A 12,365-nucleotide genomic window follows, 5' to 3' on the forward strand; every position below is an offset into this window, starting at 1 on the left:
GACGGAGTAGAAAGAAGGAAATGACGTTTTAGACCCCGGGAGCTTATCCCTGTTGATCGAGTGTTTGCAGCAGGCCGCCGGCACGCATCCGCACGCCGTTCGGTGCATTGAAATCCTGTTGCAGGCGCGTCAGACGGTCACGGGCCGATTTAGTGTCACCTGCCCGCAGATCGAGAACCGCGAGCTGTTCATTCGCGAGGGCAGCAAAGGGCTTGCTTTCGTTGGAAAGCAGGGAGAGCCGGGAGCGGATGGTGGCGATGTCACCGCTATCCACCTGCCACTGGCACCACAAAAGAGTCGCCACATGGCGCAGCGTCGCGTCCAGCTTCGTATCCTGCTGGATGGTGTCCCAGATTCTGAGCGCTTCCTGTGTCTTGCCGTGCGTGGCGTAGGAAGAGGCTTCACGGAGCTGCGCCAGTGTCGCCAGACCGGAAGGAGAGGCCTGTCCGACTTCCGTCAGGGCCGTCAGCGCTTTCTGCTGGGCTGGCGTCAGCGGCAGGCTGGTTCCCGCGACTGAACTGTCCGAGCCCAGATCGCGCAGGGCGCCGAGATAGGTTGTGGATTTCGCCAGAGCATCCTTGTGGAGGCTGGAGAGGTAATATTCCCAGCCGCCGATTCCTGCGCCAATGAGGATAAGACCGGCAAGACCAAGTCCCGCGAATCGACGCGCACTCTTACGGAGGCGTTCCATCCGCATGGCGTCATCCACTTCCCTGAAAATATCGTCAGACACGGGAACCCACTCTCTCCTTTCGATAAAGCGGCGATGCACCGTGATTTTCCGGAGGAATCACGGCCTGTTTCCATCACAACTTCAAGAACTGACCGGACAATAACCGGGAGGCAGCCCCGCGGCAAACCTGTGCGCGGAACAGGCCGCCCAAGCTGAAATCAGGCAGGCGGATAATCGGGATGGGGAAGGGACACGGTAAGCCTTTATTCACCCGATTGAAGGACACTAGGATCATGCACAGCACGCGCCTTCTTGTCCTCTGTCTTCTCCCGATGCTCACGGCATGTTCCGTTCCGCAGATCGGCTCGTTCGCCATGGGACGGACATGCAGTACGTCCGAGCTGATGAAAGGGGCAGGCTGGTGCTCCCCGCCGGAAACGCCGCCTCCGCCGCAGCCTTACTGCACGCAGGGGTGGAGCGGCGTGGATTGCTGGAGCCGGCCGGACCTCATGCCCAATGTCGCCCGTTCCGTCGCGGAAGGCCCCACAGGGCTCACGCCGGAGCAGAATGCCGTGCGGCTGAACAAATCCTATACAAATGTCCCGCCTTCCAGTCAGAACAGTTACTGAAGCTCTCCACCGTTAAAGCAGCGCTCTACATCCTCCGGCTTCACGTCTGATAATAAGGCCGGAGACCAGCTTGGTGTATTGTCCTTGTCGATCACTCTGGCCCGCACGCCTTCACAGAAATCAGGGCGGGAGATCATGTGGAGTACCAGCTCTGTTTCGAGGGCAAAGGCATCATCGCGCGAAAACTGTCTGGCGTGGAGCCTCTGCTGCATCCGCCATGTGACATGAAGCGAGAACGGGCAGACGCTGAGTAAACGGCTCAAATCTGTTTTAGCCCAGACTTCATCCGAGCTTTCCAGTCGCGAGAGCAGTAGGGCCAGTCCTTTCTGTGGCCCCAGATCTTCCACGTCGTAACACTTGCCGATCGCTTCTGAGGAAACGTCCAGTGATGCTGTCTGGTTGATCTCTGCATAGTGCCTGAGAATGGTCTCCTCCGATGATGCGATGTCGCCGAGCAGCGCCGCTTTCAGAGCCTCAAGGCTTTCGGAGGGAACAAGATGGTCGGCAAAGCCCATGGCGACAGCCTGAGCACCGAGCATTCGATCCCCGGTCAGGGCAAACCGCAGACCGTAGGAACGCGGGGCTTCCGCCAGAAGCCAGGAGCCTCCTGCGTCCGGCGTCAACCCGATCAGATTTTCAGGCATGGCGAGGACCGAGCGTTCCGTGACGACCCGGTGACGGGCATGGGCCCCCAGCCCGACGCCACCGCCCATCGTGATGCCGTCCATGATGGTGATGATCGGCTTGGGATAGTCGGCGATCATCTGCATGGCCTGATAGGGGACGACCATGTTCCCGTGAGCGGCCTCGGGACCGTCTTCCTGAATACTTCTATAGAGGGCCTTGATATCCCCTCCCGCGCAGAAAGCCTTGCTGGACGAGGAGTCCAGCAGAACCCTTTCAACGGCGGGATCGTCGCGCCATTGGGTGAGGACCTCCATGATCGCCTCGGCCATGGCGCGGTCAACGGCATTGAGGTTTCCGGGTCTGTCCAGTGTAATCCGCCCGACAGGCCCGTGGCGGGTGCACTGGATGGCGCTGATGGTGTCCTGCATACGGTGTCTCTGTCTCAACGTTTCTGGAGCGTGCACATTCATTGAGAGTTTATCTCTGACTGCGACAATTCATTTAGTCGCTAAGGGCCATTTAATCGCCAAGAGGTAGACTGTATGAAGGGGGACATGACTGCACGACTGCGTGAGAGAAGGGAAGAATTTTGAGCGTTGACGGAACACTCTTCCGGGAAGCCATGGCGCGTCTCGGGGCCGCTGTAACTGTTGTTACCACGGGGACACTGGCTGAGCCGGTCGGTTTCACGGCTTCTGCCGTCTGTTCGGTGACGGATGATCCGCCGACCCTGCTTGTCTGTCTCAAGCGGGCGAGTCGTGCGCGGGACGCGTTCCATGAGGGTGGGGCCATGTGCGTCAATGTTCTGGCGTCAGCTCAGGAGCATCTGTCGGACCGATTCGCTGGTCCGTTGAGCGCCATTGAGCGGTTCGCCGTAGGACACTGGACGACGCTGGAAACCGGCGCGCCTGCTCTTGAGGAAGCTGTTTCCTCACTCGACTGTCGTATCGAGCGTATTGTCGAGGTCGGCACCCACAGCGTGCTGTTCGGGCAGGTGCAGGCTGTCAGAATGGGAAGTCCTGTTCCGGCGCTTGTCTACTTTAACCGTGCCTATCATCATCTGCCGCATAACTGATCCAGCCACCCCAGAAGTCCGGATTTTCAAGGAAAGATCGAGTCATGGCATCGTGTCGTCCGAAAACTGAAGTGCCTGTTATCACCGTCCGCGTTCTTGTGATTGCTCACGTCTGTCTGGTCGTGTTCATTGGGCTGATGGCGTGGCTGGACTGGTCCCTGCCCAACTGATTTCGCTGTGTGCTGCCGGGACCACAGTTGAGGATCAGGCTGTCGGTGGCAGTATTTCCTGCACGATTTCCGCAGGACGGCAGATGCGCGCACCGAGCGAGGTCACAACGACCGGTCGGTTGAGCAGGATCGGATGGGCTAAGATCGCGTCGAGAATCTGATCCTCTGTCACCCCTGTTTCCAAGAGCCCGAGTTCTGTCGCCAGTGGTTCCTTGGTCCTGAGCAGGCTGCCAGCGCCTGTCGGCAGACGTTTGGCGAGATCAAGCAGTGTGCTGCGATCTGGCGGTGTTTTCAGATAATCGACGACGATCAGATCAGGAATCTGGCTGCTGAGAATATCCAGGACCTTGCGGGACGTACCGCAGCGCGGGTTGTGGTAGAGTGTGGCTTGCATTGTCCGTTTCCGCTTATGGTGAGAAGGAAAGATGTCTGTCTGCCGACTGCTACGGTCAACCGGCCAGAGGTGTTTGTGTAGACCGAAGCAGAATTCTCTTGCCAGTCTCTGATTGTCGGTTTGGTATGGTGCGGGAAAGGGGCTGAGAGCCCCGATTTCCCGAGAGGATCAGTTTATGTCGACCGGCACTGTGAAATGGTTCAACGTGACCAAAGGATATGGCTTCATCAAACCTGATGATTCCGACAAGGACGTCTTCGTCCACATTACTGCCGTTCAGGCCGCCGGATGGCAGGGACTTGCGGATGGCGAGCGTCTCAATTTTGATCTGACGGAAGATCGCGGCAAGATGGCTGCGACAAATCTCCAGAAAGCCTGACACGTTTCCTGAAGGCCGCTTTCTTCTGAATCCGAGGAGAAAATCCTCTCAGATTTATGGCCGCTCTGCCTGACAGCCATGCCAATGATATTCATATTGGCTCGCCGCATGGCAGAGACGAAACGGGCCTCGTGCCCGACACGTCCCGAACAACACTCCAGCCCTGATTGCTTTTAATGTCACAGGCGATCAGGTGGGTGCTTTCTGGTGATGTCATGCAAATGGATGGAAAGATGTTCCGCCAAATTCGGATAGATAGCAGAGTGGAGTGAATGGGAACGGGCTCAGTTCGAGTGCATTCCCGACTGTTCTGATGTGTCGGAACAGGGAACCGAATGCAGATGATGGCTGAATAACACATGAAGCCTGCACAATACGGCCGGTTTGTTCATTTTAATAAAATCCTAAATAACCCGTCCGATATTCATTTCATGAACCAATCTTTTGCATTCTGGATTGCCATGACATGGCTTGTCACGACCGGCTGCCTGAGTCAGGCGCAGGCGTCGCCGGATATGTCGTGCGACAGGGCGGCTGCCCTTGTCGAAAACAGTCTGGATATCCCGCAGGGACTGCTGGTTGCGATTGCCCGGGTTGAAAGCAACAACCAGCCTCTCGCCGTCAATGTAAACGGACTGTCTGTTTCCTTTTCCCGGCAGGATCTGGCGGTTGATGCAGTCAAGACAATGCTGAAATCAGGTGCTTTCGGTTCCCGCCCGCATGTTGATATCGGATGTTTCCAGATCAATCTCGGCTGGCATTCCGATGCGTTTCCATCGATTGAAGCCGGCTTTGATCCAGTGACCAATGGACTGGCTGCTGGTCTTTTCCTAAGAAATATTCACGCAAGGACGGGAAGCTGGCACGAAGCGGTCGCCCGTTATCATGCGGCGTCACAGGCTGGAAGCCGTTATGCGGAAGCCGTGTTCCGGAAATATGAAGGACGTTCCGGACAGAGGGCGACAGGATATTACACGTCGCCGGAAGGAGAGGTTCCTCCGTTGCAGCATGATGGCCGAAGCTGGGTAAAAACAGCCTCCGCCTATGGGATCACCGTATTTGAACCCGATACCGGAAGGTGATCACCTGATCAGCATATGGCTTATGTCCGGAACTCGTGGGGCATGAGCAGCGTGATCGCGTGGGAGGGCTTCCTTGCGTGTTCCTGTCGCCTGCGTTTCAGCAGCAATGACGCGGACGGTAGCTGCCGAGGCGATCCACGACGGCGAGTTGCACGGTCTGCCGCGTTTCATCAACGGACGTAAAGACATGGGTGCGTGCCCGTCGCTCAATCTCAAGACTGTCTTCTTGTTGAGAGGTGGCGGGTGCTGTTTCCCGGATCAGATCCGTCACCGTCATGCCTGAGTGAACGGCAAAACGCGCTACACGAAAAGCAAGACTGTTGATGACGGTTTCGGATTCCATTCGTCCAAAGGCGCTTTTGTGGAGGAGCAGACGGTTTTTGGCGTCGGCATAGAGAGTGATGACATGCCGTTCACAGCAGGCATGGAAATAACGCTGGTGCCACAAGCGGGTCTGTTCGTGTTCCGCCTGAGCCAGTGAAGCATCGCGTGCTGCTTCCCGATCACCACTTTCGCGCGCTTTCACTGCACGGGCGGCGAGCCATGCGCCAGCGAAATCGGAGTAGGCGCTGTTATGCCAGAGCGAAGAACCGTCAGGCGTTTCGGAGCCGATCCGAAACCGGCGTTGTCCATCGACACCGTAGAGCACGCGTGAAAGATCAGGTTCAGGGTCACGCCCAACGATCAGCACGTCAGAAGGACTGCCGGGGTGAAGATAACGCTGTGTGGTAAAAACGTCGTAGAGAGCTTCGTCGTTGCAGGAACGCTGTAGATGTTCCTTTACATATCCAAGAAAGCGGGGAGCCTGCATTTCCAGAATGCTGCGTGGGCAGAAATCGAAGCTCCACCAGCGGGACATCTTGACCAGATTGAAAGCGAGGGCATCGCGGAGAGGAAGCAGGGCTTCCGGCTTGCTGCCATGTTCGCAGAGAAAATGGACATCGCGAAACCGGGCGATCAGCTTGTTGATCTGTCCGACAAATGGCTGCGCAAGGTCAAGGTAGGAGAGAAGCTGTTCCGGACGGGAGCGTTCGAGGTGCCATTCAGCAGTGAATTCCATTGCGGTGTTCATGAGACGGGAAGCCTTATTCGCATACAGGATTTCAGGCAGGGTATTGCAACTGAGAATTGTTCGCAATGGATATGCGTGCAAAAGCTTATTAAGAGAATGTCACTTTGTTTTCTGCGAATGGCTGCTGGTCAGTTTCAACACTGAGGAACAGCCTGTGATCCGGAAAACAGTCATGCTTTGCAGGTGGGAGGAAGCCCGACATCCGCTTGTGAGAGAGCGGCCCCTCTTCCCTGAGTGCGAGCAGGGAGAGCGTTTTAAGGTCTGACGTGTATTTTTCAGCCCGCATGAACACCATAAAAAAAGAGGCCCTGTAGGCCTCTCTTTTTAAACAAGCAGTCTGTGGCCCTTATTTGTGGACCTTGTGCCTTGGAGCCTTGTGATGGCGGAACATCGGATGGAAACGGCGGGGAGCACGATAATTCTGCTCGATTGTGCCGACATCCTCGGGGGCTTCTGCAACTTCCGAACCGGTGTCGGCCGCGAGGGTCATGCGCTCCGCAGACGCGGTCATGACAGGAGATGCGCCTGCGTTGTGCGGATAGATGAAGCCGAAAGTCGGATAAATCGACCCGAATGATCCTTTCTGGCCGTTCAGTTCGACGCGGACAGCGGACCAGTCATTGTCGGGTGAAACATCGACGACACGGACGTTGCGGCTGATACCGCTCTGGCCCCAGTGAGACTGGTCGATGGTGATGACGCGGCTGTTCAGAGCGCTGGTCACGACAGCGACATGACCGAGTGGCATGCGGCGGATCGGACGGAAGTTGAGGACGCTTCCGACTTCAGGGGCTGAGCCACGTGCATAACGACCGGCGGCGTTGTACCACCAGTCACGTGCGTTTCCCTGAATCTCAACAGCGGATTCCGCCTTGGCGAAGGCCACGCACTGGATCACATGGCTGCTGTAGTGGTTGTGCCGGACCCAGCGACCATAATAGGCGGGCGCATAATGGGTGTGGTAGCCATGCTGCACGACATTGAAGGAGATGCTGTGCACGCGATGGCTGATGTTTTTCGTGGCGGCATGGCGTGTCCGGGCATGACCCGCCGAGGGAAGCAGTGCATTGGTCGCCGCTACTGTGAGGGTCGCCATAGCGAGACGACGGAAGCCAGAAGTCCTCAGCAGATCCATAATGCGCAGCCCTCAAATTTCTCTCTATCGTGCGTAGCAAGGCTGCTTTGCATCTGACAAGGGGCGGAGCCGCACTTACTGGCTATAAAAGTCAGATCCTATCAATCTTATAAGGCGGATAGCGAAATATAGGATTTAAATCCTACAATATGTGAATAAAAATCAATTTTTGCCTTATTCCGGGTTAATAATGTATTTAATGGACATTAATATTTGCACAGACACACAGGGCTTTTGGGATTTGATTCGCTGGAACCTGTTGATGGTCGGCAGGATCAAGGACAGTAAAGCCGCGTCTTCAGCGCTTTGTGAAACTCGTTGGTCCAGTCTTTTCATCAGATATGGCTGTCTGGAGAGATCCTGCAAACAGCGGACAAGCCTTTTGTGCAAGACCCGCATATGGGTGAAGAGCTTCAGTTGTACTGATAATTGAGAAACCAGCGTGAAAACTGCTTCAGGCCGGTTTCGAGCGATGTAGCGGGACGCCAGTCGATCAGTTTCTGAATCTGCTCAAGAGAAGCCCATGTGTATTCGACATCCGCCGATGGACGGGGAGTGAGCCGGATGTCCGCTTTCCGGTCCAGAAAATTTTCGAGCAGGCCGATCAGCCGCGACACGGGTTCAGGAACATTGCTGCCGATATTCAGGATGCGCGCCTTGTCGGAAGGCGGCAGTTCCATGATCGCGCAGATGGCGTCCACCGCGTCATCAATAAAGGTGAAATCGCGTCCGAGAGAGGCCCCTTCATACAGCGTGACCGGGCGTCCTTCCCTTATGGCTCTGGCGAATAGGTAGTAAGCCATGTCAGGCCGTCCCCAGGGTCCATAGACCGTGAAAAAACGCAGGCCAGTCAGGGGAAGCTGATGGAGGTGATGATAACATTCCGCTGTCAGCTCGGCGGCGCGTTTGGAGACCGCGTAAAAGGAGCCGGGCTGGTCCACACGGTCTGTTTCCCGGAAGGGTAGCGCCGCGTTGCGACCGTAAACGGAGGAGGATGAGGCGTATACGATATGCCTCAAGGCGGGAAGCTGCCGGGCAAGCTCCAGAACGGCGACCTGTCCCCGGACATTGGCGTCTGCAAAATCGAACGGCATCGCGACCGAATGACGCACGCCAGCCTGCGCCGCAAAATGCAGGATTTCGGTCAGAGAGCGTCGCTCGAAGGGGGTGAAAACTGTCAGCAGGTCATCGACGGCAATGTCGATTTTCCGGAACGTGAAATTCGGAAAAGCCGCGAGCTGGGCAAGGCGTGCGCCCTTGAGCGCGGGATCGTAATAGCTGTTGAGACTGTCAAGCCCGATAACCTGCTTTCCGGACGTCAGCAGACGCAGGCAGGTGCTGAAGCCAATAAACCCGGCGGCCCCGGTGACCAGAACTGTCACCGCATGCTCCTGCTGAACGAGATACGTGCTGCCGGGGTGGTCATGAAGGTCAGTGAGGTTTTTTCACGGAAGTTGGCGGCGTCATCTTTGCGGCCAGCGATGCGGATGTCACCCTGTCCCCGACAACAATCCCCAGCTTCGCTGTCGTGCCCCCCTGAAGTTCGAGGGTGGCCATGGCCGGACCATGGCTGCTGATACGCGCCAGACTCTGCGGCACGGCATTCTCGGTGATGGACTGGATGCGCCCGTCCGCATCGATGAAAACGATGTCGAGTGGGACGAGGGTGTTCTCCATCCACATGTCGCTCTGCTGTGGCGCGCTCCAGAGGAAGATCATGCCCTGATCAGCGGGCAGGGTCGTGCGGAACATCTCGCCGACCTGCTGCTCGCGCAGGGTCGTGGCCTTTTCCACTGTGAACTCGTGCTTCCCGGAATCCGAGGTGATTGTCAGCGTTTCTTTCGGAAGCGGCGGCTGGGCCGCTGTGGGAGCGCCGGATGCGGCGTCATCGGCATAGGCCGGAAGGATCAGCGAAAGTCCGCCTGAAGCAAGCGCAAGGGACAGGAAAAGAGTGCCAAACGTCTGACGGTTCACTGATGATGCGCCTCTGCTGATCGTTTTGGAGAACGGCTGGAAAGGGGAATAGGGAACGAGGGAAAATAAAGTCTTACTGAAGGAACTGGTTGTTCACCCGCTCCACGCCGATTTTCGTGGGTGCGCCATGTCCCGGCACGACGACGACTTCATCCCCGAGAGGAAGAAGCTTCTCGCGGATCGCTGCGACCAGTTGGCGGCTGTCGCCATAGGAAAAGTCGGTGCGTCCGATGGTGCCGCGAAACAGTGTGTCGCCCGCGAAGAGAATCTGCTCGGCGGCGTCGAAAAACACGACGTGGCCCGGTGTGTGGCCGGGAACATGCAGCACCTGATAGTGATGGCCGAGAAGATCGAGCGTGTCGCCATCGGCAGTATATCGGTCGGGGCTGACGCTGCGGAGATTCGCCAGACCGAAATGACGGGCCTGCTCCTCGACCGAGGTCAGCAGGAATTCGTCATGGATCGTGGGGCCAATCACCTCGGGCGTGCCGGTCTGCGTGTCGGCCAGAAGCGCTCTGAGGGCGACGGTGCCGCCGACATGATCCAGATGACCATGCGTCAGAAGGATGGCGTCCACCGTCAGTCCGGCTTCTTTGATCCGGGCATGGATGCGCTCGGCGTCCCCACCCGGATCAACCACGAGGGCCCTGTGCGTCGCCGGGTTCCAGACCAGAGAACAGTTCTGATGGAAAGGCGTTACAGGAAGCCGTTCCGTAATCAGACGTCCTGTGCCGCTCATCATATGGTCCTTCTGGTCTGGAATAAGGTTACGCAGGGCTTCAGACGGTCTTCCAGCCCGTTTCCGGGATGTCGAAGTGGGAGGCCAGATCGATGACCGGAATGTTGGTCAGATCCTTGTCGATCGACTTGATCAGCTTGGCCTGTGTCGGCTTGGCGAGATGGTCACGGATGACGTGGAGAACCTTCGCCGGGGCCGCCAGAACGAAACCGTCCGGCTTGCCGCCGCCATGAAGCTGGTCGTTCATCCATATGGCGACGCGTTTGCCGAACTCTTCCTTGTGATGGTCGGAGACGGAAAAATCACCGCGACCATTGTCTGAAGAGCCTGCGATTTCAGCGGCTCCGAAGTGGGAGACTTCATGCATGTGGCCGTCCTTGTGCTGAAGGACGCGGGCCTTGCCGCCATCGGCAACGATATAGATGACTTGTCCGTCGAAACTGTTCGGCATCGTGTGTGCTCCATGATTGGCACGTTGTTGTCCGAAAGTGCGAGGCGCGCGGGTGAAGCGCGCCGGGATTCGGATCTCGGGCCAAGATAGAGACCTGTTCGGGGTTTGGGGCAACCCCCCTTTCTGTCAGCGCCGCCCTGTCACAGAGACGAGGTGAAGAAACGCCGAATTCATTGTAGGGTAGGGAGATGCCCAGCTCTACTCACCCCATAAAACTGTCCTGCCCGTTTGCTCTGGCTCGGGAGTGGCTCGCGCAGGGCAGGGCGGTCGCTTTCGCCACGGTCGTAGGAACCGGTGGACGTTCGCCGCGTCCGCTCGGCAGCGTCATGGTCATGGATGACAGCGGGCGTGTCGAGGGCTCCGTCAGTGGCGGATGTGTCGAGGCCGACGTCATGTCCACCGCGAGAGAGGTGATGGCCGGTGCGCCGCCCTGCGTCCGCAGCTACGGTGGGGAGGAGATGGGACTCTGGTCGGTAGGGTTGGCCTGCGGAGGACGTCTGGACGTGTTGGTTGAAGCGGTGCGGTCGCCGTTTTCGCCGGAAGGCACGTTTCCTGCCGAACTCCTCTCATGGATCGCTGATCGGCGTGTCAGGGGAGAGGCTCTCGCCATAGGCACGGCGCTGGACGGTTCACGCCACGCGCTACTGGACGGTTCACGCCACGCGCTACTGGCCGGAGATGGTCCGCTCTTCTGTCCCGAAGGGAAGGTGCCGCCTGCAATTGTCGATGTCATGACGGGGCGGGTCGCGGCAGAAGAGGGAGGAACTGTCAGTCCCGCAGAGACGCCGGACTGGTTTGTGCAACTGCTCATGCCCGCGCCCCGGCTGCTGATCGTGGGGGCAGTCCACATCGCGCAGGTTCTGGCCGCTATGGCCTCCAGCGCCGGCTATGACGTCACCATCATTGATCCTCGTACCAGTCTCGCGACACCGGAGCGTTTCCCCGGTATCAGGCTGATTGACGACTGGCCCGATGACGCCCTTTCGGCGGCCAGACCGGACAGGATGACGGCGATTGTCACGCTGACCCATGACAGCAAGCTGGACGACCCTGCTCTGGTGGAGGCCCTGAAAGGTCCGGCTTTCTATATCGGCGCTCTGGGCTCGCGCACGACGCATGTCTCGCGTCTGGAACGGTTGCGTAAAGCAGGCGTGGATGAGGTGTCACGCGACCGGATCAGGGGGCCGGTCGGCCTGCCGATCGGCGCTGTCGATGTCGAGGAAATTGCGATTGCCATCATGGCGGATATCGTCGCCGTGCGTCGGAACGCTCCGCTTTCCAGAGATGTCCGCTGGTGGTCGCCCCGAAAGGTAGAGGCGTGACGCAAGCGGGCCAGGTCGTTGCTGTCGTTCTGGCGGCGGGTCAGTCGTCCCGGTCCGGGACACAGCACAAGCTGCTCGCCAGAGACGCGGATGGCCGGACCATGCTTGCCCGCACGCTTGCTGGAGTCTGCGCCAGTCAGGTGTCCGGGCTCTGTGTTGTTCTCCCACCTTCAGCGTCTGACATAACGAGTGCGCTTCAGGCGGTTGTAAGGGAAACATGCTCCGGTAAACATGCGGATATCCGGATATCCGCCGCAGCCGATAAAGGACTGTCCGCCTCCCTGAAAGTCGGTATCGCATGGGCAATGGAGAAACGGGCGGGCGGATGTCTCGTCTGTCTTGGTGACATGCCTCTGGTGGGCAGCCCGGTTATTGATGCGCTGATCGATCGCTTTCATCAGGGTGATGTCGATGTCGTTCTGCCGGAATATCAGGGACAGAGAGGGCATCCGGTTCTGTGGAGCGCCCGATGCTTTCCATCCCTGCTGACTTTGACGGGAGACCGGGGCGGAAAGATCCTGCTCTCCGACCCGACATTGGTAAAAGCGGCTGTCGCCGCCGATCCGTCCATATTGACGGATTTCGATACACCGAACGCGTTGCAGGAGTTTGCGCGAATGCGGGCGACGGCAAGCTTCTGATA

Annotated in this window: 16 protein-coding genes; 7 read left to right on the forward strand and 9 right to left on the reverse strand. The window is 58.0% G+C overall.

Features of this window, described 5'->3' with window-relative positions; all coding sequences use genetic code 11:
* Positions 1–43 precede the first annotated feature (43 nt).
* Positions 44–733, reverse strand: coding sequence for a hypothetical protein (locus tag LKE90_RS02415; RefSeq protein WP_291491242.1), 690 nt, complete (start codon positions 731–733; stop codon positions 44–46).
* Positions 734–966: 233 nt separating this feature from the next.
* On the opposite strand from LKE90_RS02415, the gene LKE90_RS02420 reads away from it, so the two are divergent.
* Positions 967–1,302 (forward strand): hypothetical protein, encoded by a 336-nt coding sequence (locus tag LKE90_RS02420; protein WP_291491243.1) that lies wholly within the window; start codon positions 967–969, stop codon positions 1,300–1,302.
* Here the strand turns inward: LKE90_RS02420 and LKE90_RS02425 are convergent.
* Positions 1,296–2,357, reverse strand: a complete 1,062-nt coding sequence (locus LKE90_RS02425) for an enoyl-CoA hydratase/isomerase family protein (RefSeq protein WP_291491244.1) — start codon at positions 2,355–2,357, stop codon at positions 1,296–1,298. The genes LKE90_RS02420 and LKE90_RS02425 overlap by 7 nt on opposite strands.
* Positions 2,358–2,551: 194 nt before the next feature.
* Here LKE90_RS02425 and LKE90_RS02430 point away from each other — a divergent pair, with 194 nt between their 5' ends.
* Together LKE90_RS02430 and LKE90_RS02435 are read left to right on the forward strand one after the other, a co-directional pair.
* Positions 2,552–3,004, forward strand: coding sequence for a flavin reductase (locus tag LKE90_RS02430; RefSeq protein WP_407066040.1), 453 nt, complete (start codon positions 2,552–2,554; stop codon positions 3,002–3,004).
* A 44-nt stretch (positions 3,005–3,048) separates the two neighbouring features.
* Positions 3,049–3,174: a hypothetical protein gene (locus tag LKE90_RS02435; RefSeq protein ID WP_291491245.1), complete on the forward strand. Its 126-nt coding sequence runs from the start codon at positions 3,049–3,051 to the stop codon at positions 3,172–3,174.
* A gap of 34 nt (positions 3,175–3,208) precedes the next feature.
* Here LKE90_RS02435 and arsC read toward each other — a convergent pair whose 3' ends face one another.
* Positions 3,209–3,568, reverse strand: coding sequence for an arsenate reductase (glutaredoxin) (gene arsC / locus LKE90_RS02440; RefSeq protein ID WP_291491247.1), 360 nt, complete (start codon positions 3,566–3,568; stop codon positions 3,209–3,211).
* Between the two features lie 175 nt (positions 3,569–3,743).
* Between arsC and LKE90_RS02445 the strand changes: the two genes are divergently transcribed.
* Together LKE90_RS02445 and LKE90_RS02450 are read left to right on the forward strand one after the other, a co-directional pair.
* A complete protein-coding gene (locus LKE90_RS02445; protein ID WP_291491248.1) occupies positions 3,744–3,947 on the forward strand; it encodes a cold-shock protein in 204 nt (67 codons plus the stop codon).
* A gap of 431 nt (positions 3,948–4,378) precedes the next feature.
* Positions 4,379–5,029 (forward strand): transglycosylase SLT domain-containing protein, encoded by a 651-nt coding sequence (locus LKE90_RS02450; RefSeq protein WP_291491249.1) that lies wholly within the window; start codon positions 4,379–4,381, stop codon positions 5,027–5,029.
* 97 nt (positions 5,030–5,126) lie between these two features.
* Here the strand turns inward: LKE90_RS02450 and LKE90_RS02455 are convergent, their stop codons facing one another.
* From LKE90_RS02455 to LKE90_RS02480, 6 genes are all read right to left on the reverse strand, one after another.
* The gene (locus LKE90_RS02455; protein ID WP_291491250.1) at positions 5,127–6,089 is read right to left on the reverse strand and encodes a hypothetical protein; all 963 of its coding nucleotides are present in this window, start codon (positions 6,087–6,089) and stop codon (positions 5,127–5,129) included.
* 358 nt (positions 6,090–6,447) lie between these two features.
* On the reverse strand, positions 6,448–7,236 hold the full coding sequence (locus LKE90_RS02460) for a CHAP domain-containing protein (RefSeq protein ID WP_291491251.1): 789 nt from the start codon (positions 7,234–7,236) through the stop codon (positions 6,448–6,450).
* A 413-nt stretch (positions 7,237–7,649) separates the two neighbouring features.
* Positions 7,650–8,618, reverse strand: a complete 969-nt coding sequence (locus LKE90_RS02465) for an NAD-dependent epimerase/dehydratase family protein (RefSeq protein WP_291491252.1) — start codon at positions 8,616–8,618, stop codon at positions 7,650–7,652.
* Between the two features lie 49 nt (positions 8,619–8,667).
* On the reverse strand, positions 8,668–9,210 hold the full coding sequence (locus LKE90_RS02470; RefSeq protein WP_407066033.1) for a DUF192 domain-containing protein: 543 nt from the start codon (positions 9,208–9,210) through the stop codon (positions 8,668–8,670).
* Between the two features lie 73 nt (positions 9,211–9,283).
* Positions 9,284–9,952 (reverse strand): MBL fold metallo-hydrolase, encoded by a 669-nt coding sequence (locus LKE90_RS02475; protein ID WP_291491253.1) that lies wholly within the window; start codon positions 9,950–9,952, stop codon positions 9,284–9,286.
* A 37-nt stretch (positions 9,953–9,989) separates the two neighbouring features.
* Complete coding sequence (locus LKE90_RS02480) at positions 9,990–10,400, reverse strand: host attachment protein (RefSeq protein WP_291491254.1); 411 nt, start codon at positions 10,398–10,400, stop codon at positions 9,990–9,992.
* Between the two features lie 188 nt (positions 10,401–10,588).
* On the opposite strand from LKE90_RS02480, the gene LKE90_RS02485 reads away from it, so the two are divergent.
* Positions 10,589–11,722 (forward strand): XdhC family protein, encoded by a 1,134-nt coding sequence (locus tag LKE90_RS02485; protein ID WP_291491255.1) that lies wholly within the window; start codon positions 10,589–10,591, stop codon positions 11,720–11,722.
* Entirely contained in the window at positions 11,719–12,363 is a 645-nt protein-coding gene (locus LKE90_RS02490; RefSeq protein ID WP_291491256.1) for a nucleotidyltransferase family protein, read from the forward strand. Before LKE90_RS02485 ends, LKE90_RS02490 begins: the two co-directional genes overlap by 4 nt.
* Positions 12,364–12,365: the final 2 nt, after the last annotated feature.

The sequence above is a fragment of the Acetobacter sp. genome, from assembly GCF_022483985.1.
Classification (GTDB): domain Bacteria; phylum Pseudomonadota; class Alphaproteobacteria; order Acetobacterales; family Acetobacteraceae; genus Acetobacter.